This is a genomic window from Tuberibacillus sp. Marseille-P3662 (assembly GCF_900178005.1).
Lineage (GTDB): Bacteria > Bacillota > Bacilli > Bacillales > Sporolactobacillaceae > Marseille-P3662.
This window is the reverse complement of sequence record NZ_FXBS01000006.1, coordinates 2,006,271-2,031,304: the sequence shown is the minus strand read 5'-3', so window position 1 is coordinate 2,031,304 and position 25,034 is coordinate 2,006,271. Positions and strand designations below refer to the sequence as shown.

General features: G+C 42.2%; 20 protein-coding genes. 11 read left to right on the top strand and 9 right to left on the bottom strand.

The annotated features are described in order from the left end of the window. The first annotated feature begins 143 nt into the window (after window positions 1-143). Together B9Y89_RS18560 and B9Y89_RS18555 are read left to right on the top strand one after the other, a co-directional pair. Entirely contained in the window at window positions 144-1,013 is an 870-nt protein-coding gene (locus B9Y89_RS18560) for a cation diffusion facilitator family transporter (protein WP_085524661.1), read from the top strand. Window positions 1,014-1,197: 184 nt separating this feature from the next. After that, on the top strand, window positions 1,198-1,779 hold the full coding sequence (locus tag B9Y89_RS18555) for a YqaA family protein (RefSeq protein WP_085524660.1): 582 nt from the start codon (window positions 1,198-1,200) through the stop codon (window positions 1,777-1,779). Window positions 1,780-2,021: 242 nt separating this feature from the next. On the opposite strand, the gene fumC is transcribed toward B9Y89_RS18555, so the two are convergent. Further along, window positions 2,022-3,398 carry a class II fumarate hydratase gene (fumC, locus tag B9Y89_RS18550; protein ID WP_085524659.1) on the bottom strand — a complete coding sequence of 459 codons (1,377 nt, stop codon included), beginning with the start codon at window positions 3,396-3,398 and terminating at the stop codon, window positions 2,022-2,024. A 229-nt stretch (window positions 3,399-3,627) separates the two neighbouring features. Between fumC and B9Y89_RS18545 the strand changes: the two genes are divergently transcribed. Then, window positions 3,628-4,131, top strand: coding sequence for a hypothetical protein (locus B9Y89_RS18545; protein ID WP_085524658.1), 504 nt, complete (start codon window positions 3,628-3,630; stop codon window positions 4,129-4,131). A 94-nt stretch (window positions 4,132-4,225) separates the two neighbouring features. Here B9Y89_RS18545 and shc read toward each other — a convergent pair whose 3' ends face one another. Together shc and B9Y89_RS18535 are read right to left on the bottom strand one after the other, a co-directional pair. Further along, window positions 4,226-6,148, bottom strand: coding sequence for a squalene--hopene cyclase (gene shc, locus B9Y89_RS18540; protein WP_176222292.1), 1,923 nt, complete (start codon window positions 6,146-6,148; stop codon window positions 4,226-4,228). A 199-nt stretch (window positions 6,149-6,347) separates the two neighbouring features. Then, the gene (locus tag B9Y89_RS18535) at window positions 6,348-7,292 is read right to left on the bottom strand and encodes a nucleoside hydrolase (RefSeq protein ID WP_369596748.1); all 945 of its coding nucleotides are present in this window, start codon (window positions 7,290-7,292) and stop codon (window positions 6,348-6,350) included. A gap of 177 nt (window positions 7,293-7,469) precedes the next feature. Between B9Y89_RS18535 and B9Y89_RS18530 the strand changes: the two genes are divergently transcribed. Further along, entirely contained in the window at window positions 7,470-7,793 is a 324-nt protein-coding gene (locus B9Y89_RS18530; protein WP_085524655.1) for a hypothetical protein, read from the top strand. A 26-nt stretch (window positions 7,794-7,819) separates the two neighbouring features. Here B9Y89_RS18530 and B9Y89_RS18525 read toward each other — a convergent pair whose 3' ends face one another. The 3 genes from B9Y89_RS18525 to B9Y89_RS18515 are packed head-to-tail and all read right to left on the bottom strand — an operon-like array spanning window position 7,820 to window position 12,702. Continuing rightward, a complete protein-coding gene (locus tag B9Y89_RS18525; protein WP_085524654.1) occupies window positions 7,820-9,832 on the bottom strand; it encodes a penicillin-binding transpeptidase domain-containing protein in 2,013 nt (670 codons plus the stop codon). A 51-nt stretch (window positions 9,833-9,883) separates the two neighbouring features. Beyond that, the gene (locus B9Y89_RS18520; RefSeq protein ID WP_176222291.1) at window positions 9,884-11,773 is read right to left on the bottom strand and encodes a vWA domain-containing protein; all 1,890 of its coding nucleotides are present in this window, start codon (window positions 11,771-11,773) and stop codon (window positions 9,884-9,886) included. A 26-nt stretch (window positions 11,774-11,799) separates the two neighbouring features. Further along, window positions 11,800-12,702, bottom strand: coding sequence for an AAA family ATPase (locus tag B9Y89_RS18515; protein WP_085524652.1), 903 nt, complete (start codon window positions 12,700-12,702; stop codon window positions 11,800-11,802). A gap of 151 nt (window positions 12,703-12,853) precedes the next feature. Between B9Y89_RS18515 and recQ the strand changes: the two genes are divergently transcribed. Next, window positions 12,854-14,998 (top strand): DNA helicase RecQ, encoded by a 2,145-nt coding sequence (gene recQ / locus B9Y89_RS18510; RefSeq protein WP_085524807.1) that lies wholly within the window; start codon window positions 12,854-12,856, stop codon window positions 14,996-14,998. Between the two features lie 299 nt (window positions 14,999-15,297). Then, entirely contained in the window at window positions 15,298-15,804 is a 507-nt protein-coding gene (locus tag B9Y89_RS18505; RefSeq protein ID WP_085524651.1) for a hypothetical protein, read from the top strand. 70 nt (window positions 15,805-15,874) lie between these two features. On the opposite strand, the gene B9Y89_RS18500 is transcribed toward B9Y89_RS18505, so the two are convergent. Then, a complete protein-coding gene (locus B9Y89_RS18500; protein ID WP_085524650.1) occupies window positions 15,875-16,075 on the bottom strand; it encodes a YfhD family protein in 201 nt (66 codons plus the stop codon). 131 nt (window positions 16,076-16,206) lie between these two features. Between B9Y89_RS18500 and B9Y89_RS18495 the strand changes: the two genes are divergently transcribed. Further along, a complete protein-coding gene (locus B9Y89_RS18495) occupies window positions 16,207-16,641 on the top strand; it encodes a cell wall hydrolase (RefSeq protein ID WP_085524649.1) in 435 nt (144 codons plus the stop codon). Between the two features lie 64 nt (window positions 16,642-16,705). On the opposite strand, the gene B9Y89_RS18490 is transcribed toward B9Y89_RS18495, so the two are convergent. Further along, window positions 16,706-18,901 (bottom strand): choice-of-anchor J domain-containing protein, encoded by a 2,196-nt coding sequence (locus tag B9Y89_RS18490; RefSeq protein WP_176222290.1) that lies wholly within the window; start codon window positions 18,899-18,901, stop codon window positions 16,706-16,708. Between the two features lie 375 nt (window positions 18,902-19,276). Here B9Y89_RS18490 and B9Y89_RS18485 point away from each other — a divergent pair, with 375 nt between their 5' ends. Next, a complete protein-coding gene (locus B9Y89_RS18485) occupies window positions 19,277-19,456 on the top strand; it encodes a hypothetical protein (protein ID WP_085524647.1) in 180 nt (59 codons plus the stop codon). Between the two features lie 169 nt (window positions 19,457-19,625). Here B9Y89_RS18485 and B9Y89_RS18480 read toward each other — a convergent pair whose 3' ends face one another. Next, the gene (locus B9Y89_RS18480) at window positions 19,626-20,855 is read right to left on the bottom strand and encodes an ROK family transcriptional regulator (protein WP_085524646.1); all 1,230 of its coding nucleotides are present in this window, start codon (window positions 20,853-20,855) and stop codon (window positions 19,626-19,628) included. A 186-nt stretch (window positions 20,856-21,041) separates the two neighbouring features. Here B9Y89_RS18480 and B9Y89_RS18475 point away from each other — a divergent pair, with 186 nt between their 5' ends. Genes B9Y89_RS18475 through galT form a run of 3 tightly spaced genes read left to right on the top strand, consistent with a single transcriptional unit; the run spans window position 21,042 to window position 24,756 of the window. Beyond that, window positions 21,042-22,211: a galactokinase gene (locus B9Y89_RS18475; protein WP_085524645.1), complete on the top strand. Its 1,170-nt coding sequence runs from the start codon at window positions 21,042-21,044 to the stop codon at window positions 22,209-22,211. 12 nt (window positions 22,212-22,223) lie between these two features. Continuing rightward, the gene (gene galE, locus B9Y89_RS18470; protein WP_085524644.1) at window positions 22,224-23,213 is read left to right on the top strand and encodes a UDP-glucose 4-epimerase GalE; all 990 of its coding nucleotides are present in this window, start codon (window positions 22,224-22,226) and stop codon (window positions 23,211-23,213) included. A gap of 25 nt (window positions 23,214-23,238) precedes the next feature. After that, complete coding sequence (galT, locus tag B9Y89_RS18465; protein WP_441351510.1) at window positions 23,239-24,756, top strand: UDP-glucose--hexose-1-phosphate uridylyltransferase; 1,518 nt, start codon at window positions 23,239-23,241, stop codon at window positions 24,754-24,756. The last annotated feature ends 278 nt before the right edge of the window (window positions 24,757-25,034 follow it).

The following is a 25,034-nucleotide window of genomic DNA, read 5'->3' as shown; positions in this document are numbered from 1 at the left end:
TAAGGAGATAAGAGTTGATTACGTCCAACTTTTTTTAATCATGTTCAAATAGATGTAATGACTACAAAAAATTTCTGTAGACTTACCTAGAAACCGTTTGTTATGATTTATCATGCTTCAATTATTTTTTGGAGGTTGACCTTGTGAGTCAAGATTATCGGGATATAAAGACAGGGGAAAAAGGGGCGGTTATCAGTATCATCGCCTACATATTTTTGTCTGTCATTAAATTAGTTATTGGTACATTTTCAGGTTCTGAAGCCCTTAGAGCTGATGGATTAAATAATACGACAGACATTATTGCATCAGTGGCCGTTTTAGTTGGATTGAAAATTTCGCGGAAGCCACCTGATGAGGATCATCCTTATGGTCACTGGCGTTCTGAACAAGTGGCATCACTGATTGCATCATTTATTATGATGACGGTTGGCTTACAAGTATTATATCAAGCATTTCTATCGGTCATTGGTGATAGGCATCAGTCGCCGGATTGGCTCTCCGCTTGGACGGCTCTGGGAGCAGCAGTGGTTATGTATGGTGTTTATTGGTATAATCGCAGGCTAGCAGAGCAAGTCAACAGTCAATCCTTAATGGCAGCAGCTAAAGATAACCGATCAGATGCATGGGTGAGTATCGGTGCGGCTGTCGGGATTATCGGTTCGCAATTTGGTTTGCCATGGTTAGATCCCGTGACGGCGATTATTGTCGGGCTGCTTATATGTAAAACAGCCTGGGATATATTTAAGGAATCGTCTCATCGACTCACGGATGGTTTTGATGAAAACCAATTAACAGCCTATAAACAAACCATTTTTAGGGTTCCTGGTGTCAAAGAGATCGGGAATATTAAGGCGAGGACGTACGGCAGCAACGTGATTGTTGATGTTGTCATTCACGTTAATCCTGAACTTGATGTCAAAAGGAGTCACGATATTACTCAAGAAGTCGAAAAGGCTTTGATCAATCAATATGATATCATGGATGCTCAAGTCCATGTTGAACCTAAGGAATAACTCAGAACTCAGTGTTCCTTAGGTTTTCTGTACGGCGTTAATGGACCAAAATAATTACGTTAAAAAAGTGTGACAACTATTTTTTTATAAATTAAAGTCTGATAGATTAAGTGTTATAAGAATGCCTATGATTTAATAAGATAAAATGCGTTCTAAATAATAGGGTAGCAGGTGATCTCGACATATGCATCAATGGATTGAAGCCATGGCTGATTTTTTCTTGAAATTTGATATTTGGGGACTTATGATTGTTGCTTTCACTGAGTCATCATTTTTCCTCGTGCCTCCAGATGTGTTACTGATTCCGCTAGCGTTAGCGAACCCATCCTCAGCACTGTTGTATGCGCTCGTAACGACCGTATCTTCAGTTGCAGGGGCACTGTTGGGTTGGTGGATCGGCCGGCTGTTTGGAAGGAAGATTTTAGCCAAATTTGTATCGGATGATAAAATTGATTTAACGGAAGGTTACTTTAAAAAGTATGGCGGTGCTTCACTCGCGATTGCCGGATTTACACCTGTCCCATATAAGATCTTCACGATTATATCGGGCATATTTAGAGTCGCGATACCGCAAGTGATTATATGGTCACTGATCGGTCGCGGGGTTCGCTTTTTTGCAGAAGGTCTATTAATTACATTTTATGGTGAGGAAGCGAAACGATTGATTAACGACTATCTCGGAACCGTATCTCTTGCTGTTGTGATTGTAGGAGTGATCGGCTATACGATTTACCGACTAATTAAGCGAAATCGCTTTAATCCTTAGTTTTTTCATATTGTATATATAGAGAGAATGGGGCTAAGACAAAAGTATATTAGTTACAGAGAATAATCCGAACTGATTATTGATCAGTTCGGATTATTTGTTGAAAATCGTCATTGCTTCGTCAAAGTCCTTCGCTTGCCGAGGCGTCTACGTATTTTGACGACGCTTAGAACTTGCTTTCATATCTTATTGTTCGGCTATTGTGTATCCTGTTTAGATTTGTCCAGCCTCTTTCATATGGATTAAACCATATCTTGAGGATTGACGTATTCCTCAAATTGTTCTTCGGTTAAGATGCCACTTTTTACTGCAGCTTCTTTAAGTGTTAATCCTTCAGCGTGGGCTTGTTTGGCGATTTTTGCTGCGTTCTCATAGCCAATATGTGGATTTAATGCTGTAACAAGCATTAAGGAATTCGTTAAATGTTGCTTGATGCGATCATGATCGGGCTCAATACCGACAGCACAATTGTCATTAAAAGAGTGCATCCCATCGGTTAGCAAGCGTACCGATTGCAAGAAATTATAAACAATCACGGGCTTGAAGACATTAAGTTCAAAGTTACCTTGGCTGTTGGCCACACTGATTGTTGTTTGGTTACCCATAATTTGAGTAGCAACCATGGTTAAGGCTTCGGCTTGGGTTGGATTGACTTTGCCTGGCATGATGGAGCTGCCCGGTTCGTTGGCCGGAATTGTAATTTCGCCGATGCCTGAGCGCGGACCGCTGGCTAACCAGCGAACGTCATTGGCTATTTTCATAAGATCGCCGGCTAGAGAATTTAAAACCCCATGTGTATTTGTGATCGAATCATGGCTTGTCAACGCATGAAATTTGTTGGGGGCGCTCCGGAATTCTTCACCGATCAGCTCAGTCAGCGTCGCTGCCACTTTTTCACCAAAATCTTTCGGAGTATTAAGGCCGGTACCAACTGCTGTCCCGCCGATTGCCAATTCACGTAGATGATCCACAGTCTGTCGGACACTTTCAAGCGATGTTTCCAGCATGGTATACCAGCCGCTGATTTCTTGACCGAGCGTTAATGGTGTGGCGTCCTGTAGATGCGTCCGACCAATTTTAACCACATCATTAAATGCTTCAGATTTGTTCTTAAAAGTACCAGCGAGTTTTTCAATGGCAGGGATCAGTTGCCTTTTGACCGATAAAACGGCGGCAATATGCATAGCGGTTGGGAAAGTGTCATTTGAACTCTGTCCCATGTTCACATCATCGTTCGGATGAATCGTTTTGTCGCTGCCTTTTTCCTTAAGCATTTCTGTGCCCCGGAAGGATACGACCTCATTAACGTTCATGTTACTTTGCGTTCCGCTCCCTGTTTGCCAAACGACAAGCGGAAAGTGGTCATTTAACTTGCCTTCAAGTATTTCGTCACAAGCGGCAACAATGGCATCTTTTTTGTCATGGTCAAGCTTGTCTTTCTCGTTGTTGACGATGGCGCACGCTTTTTTTAGATAAGCGAATCCTCTGATAACGCCCTCTGGCATTTTTTCATCGCCGATTTTGAAGTTTTGAAAGCTTCGCTGAGTCTGGGCGCGCCAGTGTTTGTCTTCTGGAACCTCGATTTCTCCGATGGTATCCTTTTCAATACGATTACTCATATGTATGACCTCCTCATTATTATTGTAAAGAAAACTTGGCTTGTCGCCAAGCATTTAATGGCGAAAGCCCCGTCTTTAAATAAATATTTACGAAGCATTTTGATGTTTTTCGCGAAAAAAGTGATTGATTCTTTATAGAAATGATGTATAATAGTTAACAAGAACAAATGTTTGGTGTGTTCTGAATGAAATGAAATGCTATAATAATAGATAGTTTGGAGGTGATAAAATGAGTGATGATTTAAAAGAAATGTTAAGAACCGTTATTGATGAGAAATTTATTCAATTTCGTACAGAAATGAATGAAAGATTTGATAAAATTGACGGTCGTTTAGAACAAGTCGAAGGGCGCTTAGAACAAGTTGAAAAGCGTTTAAACAATGTCGAGGGGCGTTTAGACAATGTAGAAGGACACTTAGACAAAGTAGAAGGACGTCTCAGCAATGTAGAAATGCGGCTAGAACTGTTAGAGGAAGGTCAAGCGAAAGTAGAACTGCGATTAGAAAGCTTAGAGGAAGGTCAAACGAAAGTTGAGCATCGGTTGGAAACGCTGGAAGATGGTCAAACGAAATTAGAACGAAAAGTGTCGGATATTCCTATCCAATTTGAGCGATTAGAAAACTCGATAAGTAGTGAATTTGAACAACATCAGAGAGCAATGGAAATCATATCCTTTCGTTCTATTAAGCAAGAAGCAGATGTTAGAGATTTAAAAAATATTATTAATCAATAATGTCTTACAACTTCTACGATTCATCCTTCTAAGCGATCAATCCAATAAAAAAGACACCCTTATTAGGCATCTTTTAGTTTACATCTTCTTCAGATCAATTTTTCCCAAATTTATTATAGTAGTGAGCAAGAGCAAGCAGAGGCCAAATATACTGATAACTATGATAGCGTATATAAAATTGTCCAGGTAAACCGACACCGGTGGGATCGTTTGTGGCTTCTTCAGTTACGTTCGTCGCATTTAATAAATAATGGATGCCATTTTCGATGACGCGATGAGATTTTTCAGATGCTGCGATAAGCGTGTCAACAGCCCAGGCTGTTTGTACAGGTGTACTCTGGGATAAAGGGACGTAAGATTTACTAACATCACTGCGGCATGATTCACCCCAACCGCCATCTTCATTTTGGATGGTTGTCAGCCATTTGACAGCTCTTTGTATGGCTTCAGCGTTTGATTGACCTGTGGACACAGAAGCCAATCCGGAAACAGCCGCCCATGTCCCGTAGATATAACAGACTCCCCAACGTCCATACCAGGATCCATTACCCTCTTGGCGCTGTTTCAACCATTTGATGGCTGCTTTAACCTTGGGATGATTGTCATCAAGCTGCAAATGCTTTCCAAGGTACTGTAAGGTCCTTCCTGTGAGGTCAGGTGTCGCTGGATCAATGGCAGCGCTTCTCATATGTTTGATAGGAAGTAAAGCTAGAAAATATTGATCTGTATTGCGCTCAAACGCCGCCCAACCGCCATCTGAATTTTGCATTGATAACAGCCAGTGTACGCCTTCCTGATAAGCTGTGTGATAAGCTTGATGTTGTTTGGCGTAGTGCTCAATGGTTCTTAGCACAGTTTGCGTGTCGTCCATGTCTGGATGAAGGGTATTGGACGGTGAAAAACCCCATCCTCCAGGTTCTGCTTTGGGGGCGTGAATCGCCCAGTCACTATATTTCTGCTGTTGGTGGTTAAGTAAGTAATCAGCTGCCTTAAGGAGGCCGGGATGATCTTGTTTAATGCCACTTTCCAGAAGCGTATAGCTAATAAGTCCTGTATCCCAAACGGTTGAAGGTGAATTTTGTACATGATACGCATCATTGGCATCCCAAATCAGGCCTTTTAAGCCATCCACGGCTTTTTGAATGATAGGTGAAGAAGCAGCATACCCCATAGCCATTAACCCGTATATCATAAAAAAGGTGGAGCTGGCATAATTCAGCAAGGTACCATTAGGTTCAATCCGTGATAAGATATAGTCCTCAATCCATCGATCTGGTTTCGTTTTAAGGTTGTTTGGAAGTTGGTTAAGTTTGTACCATTCATCTTTTAAGTTAGAAAAGAATGATCGGCGATCTCTGGTGCCGTGGGACAACGTTTGAATTTCCGGCCAATAGTCATTTTGTTGATCCGATCTTAATCCTTTTTTATTGAGATGGTTTAAGTCAGGTGTCCATTGACTTGTTTTGGAAAATTGATGTTCGATTGCAAGTAAGGCGGGAGCAAAGTGGGCCCGGGCATAACTGGACAAAGAATAAAAGTCTACGGGAGAAATCGCCGGTAGTAAAACAACAATAGCTGGGTTTACAGGGAGTATAGGCCAAGGATAATGGCCGTTCATTGCCAAAAATAGTCGGGTTAACACCCCAGTCTTTTTTAGACCACCCTGCGCTCTGATATAGGCGGCTGCTTTTTTCATAGCCGGCTCTGTTTGATCGACATATCCTGAATATAAAAGGGCCATATAAGCTTCGGTTGTGGCAGATAAATTCCCGCTGGGTTCATCCGGATGAGCTTGCCATGTCCCATTGGTTTGCTGCTGTCTCCGCAGACGATCCGCTAACTTCCGGATGATGGTACCTTCATCTAAATTAAGTGTTCGAAGCAAAATAATCATGTAGGCATCGGTCATAAGGGCCCCTTCAAAACAATAATGCCATGCCCCGTCATCACTTTGATGTTCAAACAATTGATGACATCGTTTTTCGATCTCTTGTCTAACGCGCTTGGATTGATTCACCAAATCATTCCTTTAACCTGAGTTCAATTTAATGTATTAATCTATATTGATGGATATGAACGGACAATCTGACAATATTTAATGATAGCGTCATTTTAGAAAGGTGATGGGGATGTAGCGTAAGATTCCATGAAGAGGGAGGCAGTAAAAAAAGACGCCCATTGGGCATCTTTTTTCAATGAAAGGTAAAAATCAACATTTAGACATGTCGCGTCATAATATCTAAAAAGTTAGTCACAAATTGATTATAGTCAATGGACAACGCAATACGATCACATTCGGGTTCATGACAGTCCTCTGCCGATGCCCGGAAATCGGCAATACTTAATCCTTTTGCGACGCCATCCATGTGAGCGACTCTAACCCTACGTTGATGATATTCGAGCATGTTAGCGTCATCAACAACAGCCATCATTGCTAATAAGTCATGGGCGGGACTGCCCTCTATACCTGGCTGAACTTCCCTATAATAGTCATAGTAGTATTCAAGTACTGGTTCGATCACTTGTCCCAATTCCGATCGCGTTTGCTGATCAATGTAATCCACAAGGCCAGGAGTGATCAATGCCTTTTCCGTGACGTTTAGCGGAATGACCGTCACATTCTGAGCTGTCTGTATGACAAAGTCGGCTGCCATAGGGTCACCATAAAAGTTGGCCTCAGCGACAGAGGTGACATTACCAGGTACCAAGAAGGCACCACCCATAACATAATAGTTTGAAACTAGCTGCATCGTCTCTGGACTCAAATTCCAAGCCATAGCCAGTGATGTCATCCGGCCAACATTAACAATTGTTATGTCATCCTCATAGGCTTTGATAAGCTCGAACAGTTTACTAAAGTTACTTCGATCCGAATAGCGTTCTTCATTAATAGGCGGATCAATAGGCCCCAGACCTTCAGTACCGTGAACATCCGGGTAAAATGGAGGTTCTTCACCGCTTAATGGCCGTGTCGCACCTGCGATGACTGGAATATCACTGCGATCTCCCAGATCTAAGAGATATTCTGCATTCCGTAATGTTTTATTACGTTCGACATTTCCATAACCACTCACAATCCCAACTAAATTGATGTTTGGATGTTTCAAAGCATAAATGATCGCGAGCGTATCATCGATCCCGGTATCAGCAAACAAAATCACATTTTTCAATTGAATCCCTCCTCTAATCTGTATATGTTATAATCAATGGCTTGTCTCGGCGATCAACTATAAACAAGTCATTTAAGGCTGATGTGGCGTTTGTGATTTTGGCAAAACATGTGTGTATAAATTTGTTTGTATGGAAAGACTGGAAACAGATCGAGGAGGGAGGCTGGGATGCCTTTTATACAATTGGTTTTAGGGATGACCTTAATCGCCATTGGCGGCTATTTGATTGTCTATTTCTTTAAACAAAGACGGCCGTGGTATTTAATTTTAGGCGACATTGGAATTTTGTATTTTACCTTTGGGGCTGCACTTTTTAGTTTCAGACAATGGTTACCGATTAACCTTGTTGAGACGTTGTTGTTTCCGTTTATTCTTTCTTGTACGGTGTGGATGCTGGTGGCAGGGGTGATTCGCAAAATTGCGACCTTGATCGCAACAAATAACCATGACCCAGATGAACAGAAAAAAACCACCCAAAAGGCTGATGGTTAAGCCAAAGGGGTGGTTCTTGTAAAAGGTTAGTCAGTGACTTTTTTAAAAACGTTTTTAACTTGCTTAACGACGTAATGACTGCCGCCGCGGTCTTGAACATCCGCAATCATCATGGTCATTAAGAGATCGTTTTTTTGAGTATCATAGGCGACAAACCAGCCATTTTCACGTCCGGTTTTGCCTTGCTCTTTTTTATATTCAGCCGTTCCCGTTTTGCCAGCAATATGGATGCCGGTAACATTGGGTTCTGAGGCAGTTCCTTTTTGGACGACATCGACGAGCGCATCATGAATGGTGTTCGCTGCTCCGGATGATATGAGGTTTTGTTTCCATTTTCCGTTTTGTTGCCCCTTAAGCAAATGGGGTTGAACAATATTTCCATCGTTAATAAAGGCACTGTACATATAAGACATATGTAACGGATTAACGTTGACTTGCCCTTGGCCATAACCTGAATTGGCTAACGCGACTTCAGAGTCAATCGATCCATTTTTTGAAACGGATGAGGGTTCCATTGGAAAAGGGAGTCCCAGTTTTTCACCAAAACCGAATGATTGTAATCCGTTAACAAAATTCTCTTGACCTGTTTTTAAAGCTGTTCTAGCAAAATAAATGTTGTCAGACTTAACAAGTGCCGTGTGCAAGTCGATACGAGTGTCGTGGTTCAACCGGGTGACGTAATAGTCTCCCCAGGAACTGTCTTTTTGCCATTTTGTGGAGTTTATCGTCATGGTTGTATCAGGTTGAATCGCCTTGTTTTTTAAGGCAACGGCTGTTGTCAAGGGTTTCATGGTTGATCCTGGTGCGTACGTTTTGCTAAAGCGCGTAATTAATGGTTGTCCTGAGTCGTTTTGTAATGATTTGTATTCGTCTGATGATATCCCCAGAACAAATTGATTGGGATCAAAAGCTGGTGTGCTAACCAGTGCTAACACGCCACCTTTTTTCGGATGAATCGCTGTCGCGGTTCCAGCATCACCTTTCATTTGTTGGTAGATGGTTTGTTGTAATGAACGGTCAATGGTTAGTTTGGTGTCTTGACCATTAACGGGGTCCTTTTGAGCGATGGTCGCAACGCGATCCCCGTCACTGTTATTAATGTAAATGACACCGCCGCTTTTTCCATGCAGTTGATCTTCTAACAGGCTTTCAAGCCCTCGTTTGCCAACAGAAGATTGCTTTGTATACCCCTTATCTTTCAATTTTTGATATTCCTCACCCGTAATCCCTCCTGTGTAGCCAGTTAAGTGGGCACAGGCAGCGCCACATGGGTATTGTCTAGCTGGTACCGTGGGCGTAATGACAGGTTTAAGCTTTTTAACTTGATTAATCGTTTTTTTATCTGATTTTGAGACGGTTTTAATAGGAACGCGGGTGTTAGCTTTAACCCAACTTTGATCAAGTTGATCTTTAATATATTGAACATCAATGTCTAGGATGTTTGCAAGCTTATCAATTGACTTCGGATGTTCCTTAACGTCACCGGGAACAAGACTGATTTCATATGCCTCACCGTTAATCGCGAGTCCTTTCCCATTACGATCATAAATCTCGCCGCGTTCCGCTGAAAGGGTTTTTGCATGGACGGTTTGGCCTTTCTTCAGCTGTGGAAAGATCATGGATGTGTCCCAATTGATACGCCATGATACGTCATCATCAGTCTTTTCTTTCATGAGTTTAACTTGATCGTCAAACGATACTTTGCCAGCTAATGTGTTCATCTTGACGTGATAGGTGAAGTTTTTTTCCTGAATGTCATCATAGTCAATATCTTCTTCTTTCTCCGGTTTCTTGTATGACACTTCGAGGTTGGACGTTTCTATCCCTTGATAGATATCCTTGTAGCGGTTGACGAATGTTTTTTTGTCAATCGATTGTTTGGCATCCTTTGAAAGCATTGCATACATATCTTCATATTGTTGATTGTTCCAAGCCTTTACATACTTCTCCAGAGCATCTTGCGGTTTCGGCGATTCTGAGCAACCGGCAAGCGCAGCTGCAAATAATAGCCCCATAAAAATCAATGATAGCCGTTTCAAACTTTCTTACCTCCTTTAGTTCAAGCATAATGTTTCATTTCTCATCCTATGTTAAATATACTTCAAAAGCACACGTTTTAATAGGGGTGTCACATAATAGGGGATATCTTCAACTGTAGGAATGATAAGGTTCTGGCGCCCATAAATATGTTTCATCGTCGCTTGTTCGCTTTCCTGAGCGTTGTTTGACGCAAGAAAAACGCCAATAACTTCTAAGCCTTTTCTACGCGCAGCAATCACAGCTTCTTTGGTGTCAACAACCCCATTATCACTGTAGTTATAAGCGGATGGTTCGCCATCAGTGAATACAAATAAAATTTTGTGCTTTTCCGGTCGACGCTCAAGCGATTGAGCCGCTAAACGAATTGCGTAACCGTCCCGGTTATCTTCCTCAGGCTCTAGCTGCATAATTTTGGCTCCTTGATTGGGCAGCAGTGAGCGTTCAAAGGTGATGACTTCTGATAAATAGTTAGGCTGTCCTTGGTCATCTGCAGATAAAGCGTCTTCCCAAAAGCCAGTGATAGCATGTGGAATGTTAAGTGATGTCAACGTATCGTGAAATAAAACAATGCCCGCTTTGGTTTCCGCCATTTTGTCGTGCATGGATGCAGAGCAATCGACCAGAAGAGAAAAAGTCACATCCAATTCTTGGTTATCTTCATCTTTTTTATAAAAGAGTCGTGGATTGTCGTCAGTGACAATTTTTAATAGTTTTCTGCCAAGCCGGCCAAAGTGAAGGTCGGATCTTGGCGCGATTCGTTTCTGTTCGATCGTCTTCTTCAACGACTGTTGTAATGGTTTTTGAACGGGTTTGACTTGGGCTTTCAGCTGGCTGTAAGCTTGGATGTCATCTATGGTTGGGCGCTCAGGTGATAGATAGTAAGCGACAGCTTGACGGTTGGCTTCACCCATGGGTCCTTGCTGGTGTCCGGGTTCGGTTGTCGCGGTTTGCTCCAAATCGTCCAAGTTATCATAATTCTGACCATTCGTATCTTGAGCGCCGCCTTCGACACTGGCGTAGGCTTGATCACCTTGTTCCGCTTGACGTTCGCCTTCACCGAGCAAATCGGTCGTCGAACCTTCGTTCAAGTCAAATTGCAGGAAGTTGTCACCTTCTTGTTCCTGCTCTTGATGCCACGATGGCATGGATTCATTATGGGGTTCTTGGTCATCATCAAAGGTTTCTTCAGAATCACTCACTAGTTCGTGAGTGTCTTCCATAGTGTCAGTGGTTTTCTCAGTTTCTTCCACTTGCGCCGCTTCATGCATGGTAAAATAGGCAGCCGTCATGTCGTCTATGCCATTTGGCAGATTGGAAATTAATGTTTCAGCCACATGGACGATATCACGGGTTGACTCAGCGGTTTGCGCTGCTCTTACGGCGCTTTTGATTTGTGGTTTGATTGTTTGTAAGAATGCAGGTAGAACCGCTGGCCGATCTACCTTTTCCAAATAAGCTGCACATAAGAGCAGGTCAAGCCACTGTGCTTGTTTCTTGTGAACGGTGAATCGTTCGCGGAATCGATTGTAGAAAAGGGCGCGACGACTGGAAAAGGCGGGGCTCATTCCCGGCCGATCTTTAATGATGGTTTGTTCCAATCGTTCGTCTTCCAGTAAAGCAAACAGTTGTTTACGAAACGAAGGGAAACGCTGCTTTTCAATCCCCGAAAGATAATGGTTGACGACCTGATAATCTGTAAAGTGGATGTTACCGTAAGCACGCAAATATATGTCGCTTTTCATGCCATCAATGTTCCGATCGTCGAGCAGACGGTTCCAATAATGGCTAACGGTGACGAGATCAGCGCCTTTTTTATAATACGAATGAAATGCGAATTCGACATTCAAGTCGGCGTTGTCTGCCAATGTTTTGGCTAAGTCGGATAATTCGATTTTTAAAAACGGATCAATCCGTTTTTCCATAAAATCTAAGAACTTCATCATGACACCCTTTCAAGTCCTTCTGCTTAGCGTCCGAAGATCGTTTCGGCAATATTTAAGACAGCGGCTTTTTCGCGGTCATCGTCAAGTTTGTCAGTGATGGCCCTCTGGATAGCGCGCTTGGGTTTCATATAAGCTGACAAATCGCAGGCGTCTAACAATGACCGGGTGGAAGCGCCGTCTTCAGAGATTTGTCCATCTTTGACTTTTTCGATGAGGTCATGACTCAGTGTAACGTATTGTGACAGCGTCTCGTCATCTTTAAGCAACGATTGTTCGCGAAGCATTGCTTTTAATTGGTCTCCTTGCAGGTAAGGGACGTCAATCACGACAAACCGGTTTTTCAAAGCTTCATTTAAAGGGGTGGTGCCGACGTAGCCCTCGTTAATCGCAGCAATCACGCCAAAGTTTTCGTTGGCGCGCACCGTTTCACCGGTGAATGGATTCAGTACCATGCGACGATAGTCGAGGACGCCATTTAAAATCGGCAATGTTTCTGCTTTGGCTGTATTGATTTCGTCAATATAGAGCACATGCCCTTTTTTCATTGCCTGTTCAACCGGGCCGGAGACGAACTTAATATGTGCGTGCTGATTGTCGTCATATTCTAACGTTTTATAACCAAGCAATGCCTCGGCATCCAAGTCGACGGAGCAATTAATGGAATGGAGCGGTTGATAAAAAATCGTCGACAGTAATTCGGCAAGCATAGTTTTCCCAGAACCTGTTGGCCCCTTGAGCAGGACATTTTTGCCAAGTGCCAAGGCAATGATCGCATCGCTGACAATATGGGTATCGGGTGCTGTATAGCCGGTTCGGCCGAGTTTATCGAGGTCGTCTTGAATCCGGATTTGATTGTTGTTATTGATTGATTGAATGCGTGTTTTTATTGTATCAGGCAGCGGGTATGGTTTAAGGATTTGATCCATGACGCGTCTCGCCTCCAATATATATGCTGTAACTAAACTTTTAATATAATGGAAATTAATTGGAATGTCCAATAAAATGCTCCCACATGTTGATCAGGTGGCATGTTATGATGAGTGAAGCATGTTAAAGGGAGATAAGGATGTCAAAAACATGATGAGTGAAGCACAAAAACTATTAAATACTTATTTTGGTTATAACGAGTTTCGACCTGGACAGGAACAGATTATTAAACGGCTTTTGCAAGGACAAGATACTGTAGGTATTATGCCGACTGGCGGGGGAAAATCGATTTGCTATCAGATTCCGGCCATGATGTTTTCAGGAGTCACTTTGGTCATTTCGCCACTCATATCATTGATGAAGGATCAAGTCGATGAACTTGAAAAACAAGGGATTCCGGCAACGTTTATTAATAGCTCTATTCCGGATGAGACGGTCCGGGCAAGGCTAGATGGCGCTGTCCAAGGAGTGTACAGGCTTCTCTATGTGGCTCCGGAACGATTGTCTTCTCCAATGTTTCAGCGCGTTCTTGATCAGATGGATGTAGCGCTCGTAGCTGTTGATGAAGCCCATTGTATTTCGCAATGGGGGCATGATTTTCGGCCAAGTTATCGCCTGATTCATGATATGATCAACTATATTCCAGGGAAACCAGTGGTTGTTGCCTTAACGGCGACCGCAACACCCAAGGTTACGGAAGATATCTGCGAATTATTGACGATCGATGATCAAGGTGTCGTATTAACAGGATTTGGACGAGAGAATTTATACTTCCAAGTGATTAAAGGCCAAGCTAAGGATCCGTTTATTGCTGATTACATTAATAAAAATAAAGCTCAATCCGGGATTATTTATGCTGCCACCCGGAAAGAGGTGGAGCGTCTTCATCAGTTTTTAATGACGAACGGTTTTAACGCAGGGAAGTATCATGCTGGATTGTCAGAAGCGGAACGAAATGACAACCAGGAGCGGTTTCTCTATGATGATATTACGGTTATGGTAGCGACATCGGCGTTTGGCATGGGCATCGATAAATCCAATGTGCGATATATCATCCACAATAACATCCCCCGTAACATTGAATCTTATTATCAAGAAGCCGGGCGGGCAGGCCGTGATGGTGAAGATAGCGAATGCATCCTATTGTTTTCACCTCAAGATATCCATATCCAAAAGTTCTTGATTGATCAGTCCGACATGGATGATGAACGCAAACAACAAGAATATGATAAACTGCAAAAAATGATTGGCTATGGACATACAGAAATGTGTCTCGAGCAATATATTTTGACTTATTTCGGTGAAAGTGATGCTGTCCCTTGTGGGCATTGCGGCAATTGTCGTGATGATCGTGAAGCGGTTGATGTTACCCGCGAAGCGCAAATGGTGTTTTCTTGTGTCACACGTATGCGGCAAAAATTTGGTAAATTGTTTATCGCAAAGGTTCTCACAGGCTCTTCCGATAAAAAGATCCAGTCATTTGGATTCAATCAATTATCAACCTACGGGATTTTGCGTGACGAAACGCAAAGCCAAGTGAGTGAATTCATCGACTTTTTAACCGCTGAAGAGTACTTACAGCCGACGGGGGGGTCCTATCCCGTCTTAGTCTTAACATCGAAGGCTGTTCCCGTATTAAAAGGTGACGCTCATGTGTGGAAGAAAGAAAGTGTCCAGGCCAAACAGTTGGTCGCTGATGATGCGCTATTTGAGCGGCTGAGACAATTAAGAAAAGATATTGCTGAATCGGAAAAAGTCCCGCCGTATGTGATCTTTTCCGACCAATCGTTACGGGAAATGAGTGCTCAGTTGCCAGCAACGAATGAACAATTTTTACAAATTAAGGGTGTCGGTCGGCAAAAGTTGGATTATTATGGATCGACGTTTATGAAGACGATCGCTGCTTATTGTGAGGAACATGCCATCAGCCAACAACAAGATCAGACTTCTCATTATAAAGAAGCACCCACCCAACGCAAACAAGGGAAATCGAACGACAATCCTAGTCACCATGAGACGTATCAATTGTATCAAAATGGTTTGTCGGTACAGGACATTGCTGATAAACGCGGTTTATCTGCGAAAACGATTGAGAAACATCTGTTGACCTGTGATGAGGAAGGACTGAATATTGATTGGAGTAACTTTATCAATCCTGACAATGAAGTCCTCATTGCCGCTGCTGTTAAAGAGGCCGATACAGAACGACTACGTCCGATTAAAGACCTACTACCGGAGCATGTTGAGTATTTCGAGATTCAGGCTTATATGCGAAAACACAAACAGGTGACGTGAAAGTTGGGGATTATAGAGCATGGAGATGACCAATGCAGGTGTACAGTACGTTGAAGGAATTTTCAAGTGTATGTATCAGGGGTTATTGGGTGACATATGAAGAAACTCACTTAAAAGAGTGGATTGAACGGGCCATTATTGTGAAATAAGATTTGTAATATTTATTTGAGTTCAAAGAAAGTGTTATAATAATTAAATCAGTGTGTAGAGATATTGGTCTTGCATTATGACCAAAAATATATGTCTTGTGATAGATACGTCTGCCATCTGAAATATTAATTATGGAGATGACAACGTCTATGCAGGAAGAAACAAGGTTACCTAGAAATGGAAAAGAGTTTGCGCTGTTTGTAGGTATTATTTCAGTCATTTCAGTGAATATTATCGCGCCTCTTATTATGGGATTTAAATTTGGATTTCATAAAGAAGTTTATTTTAATACCTTGCAGATGATCCCATTCGTATGGGTTTTTGTTATTTTGTTGGTAACGATGGTTGCTGGACCGATTGCTAATAAGTTGGTCGAAAAGTTCACTAAACCGACAGATGGGTTCAATGCGAAAACATTATTTAATATATTGTTTAATGTTACAATCCTGTCCATCTTACTAACAGTTATAGGAACTTGGATTGGCATGGGAGAAATGAGTTTACAGCCGATTCAAACCTTCTTTTATAATTGGCCGCGTAATTTTTTCATAGCATTTTGGGTTGAATCCTTAATTGCTCAACCGATAGCACGGTTTGCAATGAAAAAATCACATGCTAGACAGACGCGCAAAGAAAAAAGTGTAAAAACTTATTAACAAATCGAGCTCAAAAACTAGGGTGACCCTTAAGTATGCTTGATACTTTGGGTCACCCGCTTTTGCTCAGTTATTCTTCCTCATCTTTCCTTCTTAATTCCGTCTTTTCATCAAGGCCTGGTTTGGCCTTCAGTTCATAGCGGTCATCAAGCTCCCGGGATAACTCTAATGTTTCGTCTTCGCCGTCAGGCCTTTTTAGCTGATCAGGCGTCTGTGGTAAGTGTTTTGAATTTTTGTCACGGTTGACACGATGTTTGTGACCTCTTCCCATGGGAAATAGCCTCCTTCATGGTTTTCCTCCTTATGATGTCACGTATAAGTGATGTTATTCCTGATTCATGATCATAAAATATTGAAATCAAAATGGGTTTCGTTTTCATACAATATTTTTGGGGTGAAAAAATGCCAAGAATGAAATACAGAAGTTCAGACGTTGACTTAATGGCAAGGTTGATGAGAGCGGAAGCTGTGGGTGAAGGAAAGACAGGGATGTTGTTTGTAGGCAATGTCATCGTTAATCGTGGTGTAGCGGATTGTTTAGACTTTACAGATCTAAGAACAATATCAGATGTCATTTATCAAGTACAAGGAGGAAATTATACGTTTGAAGCTGTCCAAAAAGGCAGTTTATTTTATCGAAGAGCGAGAGAAGTTGAAAGGAGATTAGCCAGAAGGAATTTGAAATATTGGAGGCAACATCCAGCGAAATATTCTCTATGGTATTTCAATCCATCAGGTCCATGTCCTTCAACATGGTATGATCAACCTTTTTCTGGTCAATATAAAAATCATTGTTATTATGAACCTGCAGCTGGAACGTGTGCCAGTGTTTATTGAACCATTCGCACGCAATATAAAGAAAAAAAGCTCGCTCTGTAACAAGAGCGAGCTGGCTTGAACTTTAGTGAACGATGGTATCAGGGCCGTTAGGGTTATCCGTTTTGACATGTCCTGGATGATTTTTCGGTGGCTTAGGGCCTTTATAGCCTTTTCCAGGGTTGCCGTGTCCAGCTTTTGGACCTTTGCCGGGTTTGTCCAAGTCATAGCTGTAATCAACCACACCATAATCACCGTTTTCTGGTACGTATGAGACGAGCATGTAATTGTCGCCATTTGGATGAAGGCCTTTGAGACGTTTCACTTCTTCGTTAACAGAGAACGGATCAATGTTGCGAACCTTATATTTCGTCTTTTTACCGTGTTTATTTTCATTAATAAAGGTCACAGCATAATTGACTTTTCTGTTCTTTATTTCTTGAATGCTTTGGAATGGATCCAAATTGTTCCCTTCATAGGAAACATTAGCTTCTGGAATGCTGATATCGTCAATGTACCAACCATCATAATTGGTTGCCCAGTCTGTCATGTAACGGAAAGACACGAGCACCTTTTGTCCGGCGTATTTTGACAAGTCAAATTGTTCGTTCGTCCAGCCGTCTGTGCTTCCCGTGAATCCAGGTAAGTTCGCTTTAATATTGGGGTGGCCGTCAGAGGTCAGAGAACTTGTCGTATCGGCATTGCTTAGGCTTTCCCAAGTTTGGCCGTCGTCCGTTGACACTTGTACAGCACCATAATCCCAATTTTTCTCAATATTATAGAGCGTATCGAATTTAAGGGTTGCTTGATCTAATCCGCTTAAATCAACGGGAAAAATCAGCTGATTATCAGCTAAATCGCCTTTCGTGCTGTAGTAAACAGAATCATCACCATTGAGCGGGTTCTTAGTGGTTTCCCATGGAACGGGGAGATATTGAATCCCTTCAAAATTGACATCATGTTTTTTACCACTGTCATCAAGATCAATAAAATCAACACCCCAAGCGGGAACGCCTGCTTTATCCGTTGATTGTGCTGCATCGTAGTTCACGTTCAAATCAATACTTTTGAAATTGTAAGCACCATCACCTGGTTCTGAGCTATCCAGATGCAAGGCAATGTTGAAATTCCTATATAGTTCTTCGAAACTTAGATCGGAACCATATTGTTCTAATGTCGCTTCGATACCAGCAATACCGTTTGCTTGATTAGTTGCTAGATCACGAATAAATGCCTGGCCAAATTGATCATATAAGTAGAGCTGAAGAAGGTAAGCCTGTCCATAATCACCTAATGTTTCTGGGCCGGTTTCAGCATTATAATATTCGTCCCATTTAACAAGTGAATTTTCTGGATGATCTAAGAAAAAGTTCACGTGACCCATTGGGTGTTCGTTATAAACGAGATATTCAGCAAAATCGGACATCCCTTCATTGATGAATGTCGCTTCATCGCTATCGTTATCATCATGGATTAAGTGTTGGAACTCATGTGCCGTTGTTCCGAAATGGCCATTCGTATTTTTTGTCAAACTATTTGTGTCGACATTAATGATATTCCTGTTAAAATATTGTTCATATAGACTTGAATAGAATCCGGCTACATAGAATGGGTAGGTCGAATCATAATAAGCTTCGTCTTTGAAGTTATCTACGAGTAACATCACACGATGCGATCCGTCCTGAGAGGTATAATAATCTTCAGGTAATCCTAATTGGTCATCTAGATTCGCTTTGTCACCCGTTAGTTTATCAGGAGACCCAAAAAATTCTGTTTCTTTAGGATAAATGTTGTTATCAAATTCATCGATTAAATGATCAATTTGTTCTTGGTTAACTTTCGCACTTTCCCGATCATCTGGGTAAGATAGATCATCAGCGACCCATACTTCGACATTCTCCCCAACGGCAAGCTTAGTATACTTTTCGAGGGCATAACCGCCCGCCGCTTGAAGGTCATAACTGACGAAGTATTTCTCAACCTGATTTTCACCATTAGAGTTGTCATTAGATTTGGATGACTTTTCCTCAGTTGTTTGTTCTTCAAGGTTCAATTTTTCGGCTTTCTTCTTGAGTTGATCAGTTAAGTTATTAACGAATGTTTCGTTTTCTGCCTGTTTCCTTAACTTCGGCCCAATATCCTTGATGTTACCGTAACGCTGAACGTTCCAGTCAGGTTCTTTTGGCTGAGCTGAAGCCTGATTAACAGTTCCGAAGGCCAATAGCGAACTTGTGGTCAGTCCGACGGCTAGTGCTATGGATAGCCATTTGTGTTTCCTCATTGTTGTCATCACCTCTCCTTAAACTTAATAATTAATAAAATAGGAAACTATCAAAATATTCACATGGAATGTTGTTTTGTGTCAAATCGTATAATAGTAGTAAAAAAGTCCTGATAATGTCGTGCTAGGATCATTTGCTTTTCAATTATTTTTAAAAAAGATTCGTAGAAAATAGAAATTAGGTCTTAAGGCTTATAACATAAAGGTAAAATTAGTATAAAAGCATTAGGAACAATGATGTTGATGGGTTAATTGTGATCCGAAACGGTCATTAGACAAACGCCGAGTTTAAGATAGCGAGGCATCGGGGTATTTCATTTACAGGAAAGCAGGAGCCAAGTCATCACTTAGTCTCTGACAAAGGAGGATGGATTTATGAGCCGCAGGGATCATAAAAGAGACGAAGATCCTAAGCAAAAATATGAAAATGGTGAAGACCGCATGGTGGATGAGGGTCTAGCCGCCGGCAATGTCTATGAACGTTATAAGTATCCACATGTTGACCAAGCTAGGGAAATACCAAAAGAAGAAAAGCCAAAAACAACAGATTCGTAGAGAAAGAGGTCAAGGTCTAAGCGTCGTCCAAAATATGTAGACGCCTCGGCAAGCGAAGGATTTTGACGAAGCGATGGCAGGAATGACGATTTTAAAACAAATCATCCGAACGGAGTAATAGAAAAGTTCGGATGATTTTGTGATGAATATACTTTTGTCCCAGCTTTCTTTAAGCTGAAATATGAGATGAGTCGGAAGAAAACAGTTCAGTTAATATTAAAGTGACGGCACCGACGGCGGCGGAATGATCCCCAAGTTTGGATACAGCCACTTTCGTTTGTTTCGCGGCCGATGTTATTCCGCGTTCGGCTATCGTTGCTTTGATCGGATCTAAGAGAATATCGCCGGCTTTTGCGACACCGCCGGTAAGGATGATGTATTCGGGGTTGATGACATGGATCAAATTGGTTAAACCAATGCCAAGATAACGTCCTGTTTGTTGTAAAATATTTAGGCATAGTTCATCACCTTCTTGTGCAGCATCGTAAACCATTTTTCCATTGATTTGATCAAGATGATCGATATGTTCATTGATCGAACTGGCTTGTCCTGAGGCCAGTTCCTTTTTGACGCGTTCAGCAATCGCTGGACCTGATGCGAATGTTTGCAGACAACCATAACTGCCGCATGGGCATTTGGGGCCTGACAAATCGATACTCATATGTCCAATTTCGCCAGCCAGAAAACTGTGGCCGTGATATAATTCGCCGTTGATTGTTAATCCGGCTCCGATACCATGACCGACATTGACGGTCATGACGTGACGATAGTTTTGACCTTGACCAAACCAAACTTCACCTAAGGCCATAACGCGCGCATCATTCTCGACTTTAACAACCACGCCGAAGGTTTCCTCAAGCGTAGCCTTGATCGGTATATCTCTTAAATTTAAGTTTGGTGCAAACTTAGACATACCTTGGTCAACATCGACAATGCCATGCATTCCAATACCAATACCAATCATTTTCTCCCGTTCAGGGCTGATTTTCGTGATAAGGGTTTGAATGCCTCGCTTCATCAGTTCCAGTAAGCCATGATTATGAACGCCGACATCAATAGATAGTTCAAGATGATGCATGATCGATCCATTCAGATCCGTTAAGGCAAAACGAATGACTTTCGGCCCTACGTCCAAACCCACCACATAAAAATTTTGAGCATTAATAATGAGCATGGTCGGTTTACGGCCGCCGTTGGATTCACCCTGAGTGGTTTCTATGACGATACCGGACGCGAGCAATTGCTTGACGACATTGCTCACGGTGGGCGGGGTTAACTCAGTCAATTTCGCAATTTCGGCTCTGGAAACAGGACCTTTTTCCCTAATTGTATTTAAAATTAACGAACGGTTCATCGTCTTCATTAATTCGAAGCTGCCTGTCTGATACTTTGAATGCATGGCTACCGCCTCCTATAACTTCCTTTAATTTAAGAAATAACAAAAGAAAATGCAAGTGGAATGATGATAGCGCTTCATATTTCGATACATATGTGATATGCTCATATCAAGTTAATAAAATTAATTAATAAAGTTTATGACACCTGTAAACATCAATGAGAAAATGAGTAAAAGAGGTATCAATTTATGATAAAAGAACTGGTGCGACAGTTTAATCAAATATTCGGAGATGATGGTGCCAAGCCAAGAACGTTCTTTGCTCCGGGGCGAGTGAATCTGATTGGCGAGCATACCGATTATAATGGGGGCTATGTGTTTCCTTGTGGGCTTGATATTGGGACTTATGCGGTGGTTCGTATACGTGGTGATCAGAGGATCAGAATGATGTCACACAATTTTAATGATAGGGGTGTGATTGAATATGATTTGAATGATGTAACGTATGATGATGCGCATGATTGGGCTAATTATCCCAAAGGTGTGATCAAAGTCATGTCTGACAAAGGATGGCCTTTAGAATGTGGCTTTGATGTACTTTATTATGGCAATTTACCTCATGGCACAGGGTTGTCATCCTCAGCCTCAATTGAACTGGTGACAGCCGTCATGTTAAAAGCGTTGTTCAATGTGGAGACCACCATGCTTGATCTTGTCCAATTGGCTCAACAGGCTGAAAATGATTTCGTCGGTGTCAGCTGTGGGATTATGGATATGTTTGCAATCGGAATGAGCAAGCAAGACAGCGCGATTCTTTTAAACTGTCATACTCTTGAATATCAATATAGTCCGTTGAAATTAGAGGATGCTTCCTTAGTGATTACGAATAGCCAAAAGCCGCGGTCATTGGCTGATTCCAAGTATAACGAGCGCCGGCGTGAATGTGAGCGGGCCCTTAAGGATTTGCAAAGAGCACTCAATATCGCTACATTGGCTGATTTAAGTCCTGAACATTTTGAGACCTATCAACACCTCATCAAAAATGACATAGATCGCAAGCGGGCGAAGCATGTTATCTATGAAAATCAACGAACGATTTCAGCGGTTCACCATTTACAAGCTGGTGATGTCCAGTCATTCGGAAAACTGATGAACGCATCACACGTTTCCTTGCGTGATGATTATGAAGTAACAGGTGATGAATTAGACACACTTGCCCAGGCTGCATGGGAAATAGCTGGTGTGATGGGGTCACGTATGACCGGTGCCGGTTTTGGTGGCTGTACCGTGAGCATTGTCAAAGATGGTGCGCTGGATTCATTTAAGGACTATGTCGGGCAGCAATATAGGGAACAGATGGGCCGGGAAGCGGAATTTTACGTTTTAAATGTCGGTGATGGTGCCCGAGAAATCATATAGGGGGGTTAATATATGGCGGTTTTAGTATGTGGCGGTGCTGGTTATATTGGCAGTCACGCCGCTGCTCATGTTTTGGAGCGCGGGCAAGAGGTTGTTGTGATTGACAATTTACAGAAAGGGCATGCCCATTCAATTTTTAATGAAGCGACGTTCTATAATGGTGATTTGCGCGACGAATCGTTTCTTGACCGGGTGTTTACTGACAATAACATTGAGGCGGTCATGCACTTCGCTGCTGATTCACTCGTTGGTGAAAGTGTAGAAGATCCATTAAAGTATTATGACAATAACGTGGGTGGTGCGATTTGTCTGCTAAAAGCCATGCATCGGCACGGCGTCAAGAGTATCGTGTTTTCATCAACAGCGGCGGTTTACGGAGAACCTGATCAAGTCCCGATTCAAGAAACGGATCGGACTGAACCGACCAACCCTTATGGGGAGACCAAACTCGCAATCGAAAACATGTTAAAATGGGCGGATATAGCTTATGGGATAAAATACGTGGTGCTCCGTTATTTTAATGTTGCTGGTGCCCACCTTAAAGGTGGTCTAGGTGAAGACCATGAGCCTGAAACCCATCTGATTCCGATTGTTCTTCAAGTAGCCCTTGGGAAGCGGAATCAAGTTGCGATTTTTGGCGATGATTATCCAACACCTGATGGGACGTGTATCCGTGATTATATTCACGTAACCGATTTGGTTGCTGCCCATATTTTAGCGATCGATCATTTAAGAGAGAGCCAACAAAGTGGTGTTTACAATCTCGGAAGCGGGACAGGATTTTCCGTTAAAGAGGTGATTGAAGCGGCAAGACGTGTTACGGGTCATGAGATTCCCGCTTATGTCAGCCCGCGTCGATCCGGTGATCCAGCCAAATTAGTCGCAGCATCTGACAAGGCGAAATGTGTGTTGGGCTGGAAGCCGCAATATACGGACATGGAAACGATGATCGGTACCGCTTGGCAATGGTTCAAGCAGCATCCGCATGGTTATGGATCTTAATCTGAAAGGATGAGAGGGAATGTCCATTCAAATTGCTCGAGATATTGAACGCCTCATTCAATACGGTCTTGAAAAACAACTGATCACTTCCTGGGATTGGTCGCTGACCAGGAATAAAATATTAGATGTATTAGATTTGAAAGGAATTGAACCAGTCGAGGTTGAAAAGGAATGGCAGGCATCACCGGTTGACATTCTGAGTAACATTCTAAATTGGGCCGCTGAACATGACAGACTACCTGATAACACCGTGACCGAACGGGATTTGTTAGATACGAAACTTATGGGGTGTCTCGTCCCATCGCAAACGGAAGTGATCCGCCAGTTTCAAGAAATAATGAAAAAAGACGGCCCCAAACAAGCAACAGCTGATTTTTATCGATTTTCTAAAGACGTTAATTATATACGGACGGATCGGATTGCAAAGAACGAACAGTGGCTCACGCCGACGGATTACGGTGAGATAGAAATCACCATTAATTTATCAAAACCTGAGAAGGATCCTAAGGCGATTGCGGCCGCAAAAGGCTCGCAATTGGATATTCAATATCCGCAGTGTGTATTGTGTAAGGAAAATGTTGGATACACGGGTCGCCTTGATCACCCGGCCCGGCAGAACCACCGCATCATACCAGTCACATTGCAAGGTGAACAATGGTACTTGCAATATTCACCGTATGTCTATTACAACGAACACTGTATTGTTTTAAAAGAAGATCATGTACCGATGGACATTAACAAAGCCACATTTGACCGGCTGCTGGCATTTGTGGAGACATACCCACACTATTTTCTTGGTTCCAATGCAGATCTTCCCATCGTCGGAGGTTCGGTACTGAGTCATGATCATTTCCAAGGTGGTCATCACGAATTTCCGATGGCCAAAGCAGGTATGGATGAGCCGATTGAATTTCCAAACTTCCCGAATGTCAAAGCCGGGATTGTCAAGTGGCCGATGTCGGTTATCCGCTTACAATCGGAAGATCCGGATACCTTATCTGATCTTGCCGGTATGATTTTTGATGCTTGGGTTCGTTATAGTGATCCGTCTGTTAGTATTTATGCATCAACAAATGGTGAGCGTCATAATACGATCACTCCGATTGCAAGACGCCGCGGGGACTGGTTCGAACTTGACCTTGTTTTACGTAACAATCGTACATCAGAAGCACATCCGTTAGGCATTTTTCATCCCCATGCTAATGTCCATCATATCAAAAAGGAAAACATCGGTTTAATCGAGGTCATGGGCCTTGCGGTATTACCAGGACGATTAAAAGAAGAGTTGGAACAATTGGGCCGATTTTTAGCGGATGATGTTAATGATGCTCCTAGCCCCGATGATGAACGGATTCATAAACACCTTGATTGGGGCAGGCAGATCAAGACCAAGTATTCAGAAGTTAAATCGAGCAATGTTAACGCAATTTTGGAACAGGAAATCGGGCAAGTGTTTGCAACGATATTGGAACATGCTGGTGTCTTTAAAAGAGATGAGGAAGGTCAACAAGCGTTTCGCCGTTTTATCAGTACCGTCAAGTGATATACCAATGATGATATGAAAAGCTGTCCTGATTCCCATGGGGCAGCTTAAAGCATGTTAATTGAATTATTGCTGTCCTAAAAAGATGAACATAGCGATCATTAGAAGGACGCTAATGATGAAAATGGTAACTGCAATCATAAATGGAGACATTTTTTTTAATAGGTTCGTGACTTTTTGCAAGTGACTCGCTCCTTAAACAAACATCTATTAATTAGTATGTGTGGAAGGCTTCATTCTCTATTCAAGAAAAATCCCCAAACTTTTGACGTAGAGAC

Excerpts from the sequence above, each read along its gene's own strand:
- B9Y89_RS18555 (WP_085524660.1), top strand. The coding sequence starts at position 1,198 with ATGCATCAATGGATTGAAGCCATGGCTGATTTTTTCTTGAAATTTGAT.
- fumC (WP_085524659.1), bottom strand. The coding sequence starts at position 3,398 with ATGAGTAATCGTATTGAAAAGGATACCATCGGAGAAATCGAGGTTCCA.
- B9Y89_RS18545 (WP_085524658.1), top strand. The coding sequence starts at position 3,628 with ATGAGTGATGATTTAAAAGAAATGTTAAGAACCGTTATTGATGAGAAA.
- B9Y89_RS18530 (WP_085524655.1), top strand. The coding sequence starts at position 7,470 with ATGCCTTTTATACAATTGGTTTTAGGGATGACCTTAATCGCCATTGGC.
- B9Y89_RS18520 (WP_176222291.1), bottom strand. The coding sequence starts at position 11,773 with ATGAAGTTCTTAGATTTTATGGAAAAACGGATTGATCCGTTTTTAAAA.
- B9Y89_RS18515 (WP_085524652.1), bottom strand. The coding sequence starts at position 12,702 with ATGGATCAAATCCTTAAACCATACCCGCTGCCTGATACAATAAAAACA.
- recQ (WP_085524807.1), top strand. The coding sequence starts at position 12,854 with ATGATGAGTGAAGCACAAAAACTATTAAATACTTATTTTGGTTATAAC.
- B9Y89_RS18505 (WP_085524651.1), top strand. The coding sequence starts at position 15,298 with ATGCAGGAAGAAACAAGGTTACCTAGAAATGGAAAAGAGTTTGCGCTG.
- B9Y89_RS18500 (WP_085524650.1), bottom strand. The coding sequence starts at position 16,075 with ATGGGAAGAGGTCACAAACATCGTGTCAACCGTGACAAAAATTCAAAA.
- B9Y89_RS18495 (WP_085524649.1), top strand. The coding sequence starts at position 16,207 with ATGCCAAGAATGAAATACAGAAGTTCAGACGTTGACTTAATGGCAAGG.
- B9Y89_RS18490 (WP_176222290.1), bottom strand. The coding sequence starts at position 18,901 with ATGAGGAAACACAAATGGCTATCCATAGCACTAGCCGTCGGACTGACC.
- B9Y89_RS18485 (WP_085524647.1), top strand. The coding sequence starts at position 19,277 with ATGAGCCGCAGGGATCATAAAAGAGACGAAGATCCTAAGCAAAAATAT.
- B9Y89_RS18480 (WP_085524646.1), bottom strand. The coding sequence starts at position 20,855 with ATGCATTCAAAGTATCAGACAGGCAGCTTCGAATTAATGAAGACGATG.
- B9Y89_RS18475 (WP_085524645.1), top strand. The coding sequence starts at position 21,042 with ATGATAAAAGAACTGGTGCGACAGTTTAATCAAATATTCGGAGATGAT.
- galE (WP_085524644.1), top strand. The coding sequence starts at position 22,224 with ATGGCGGTTTTAGTATGTGGCGGTGCTGGTTATATTGGCAGTCACGCC.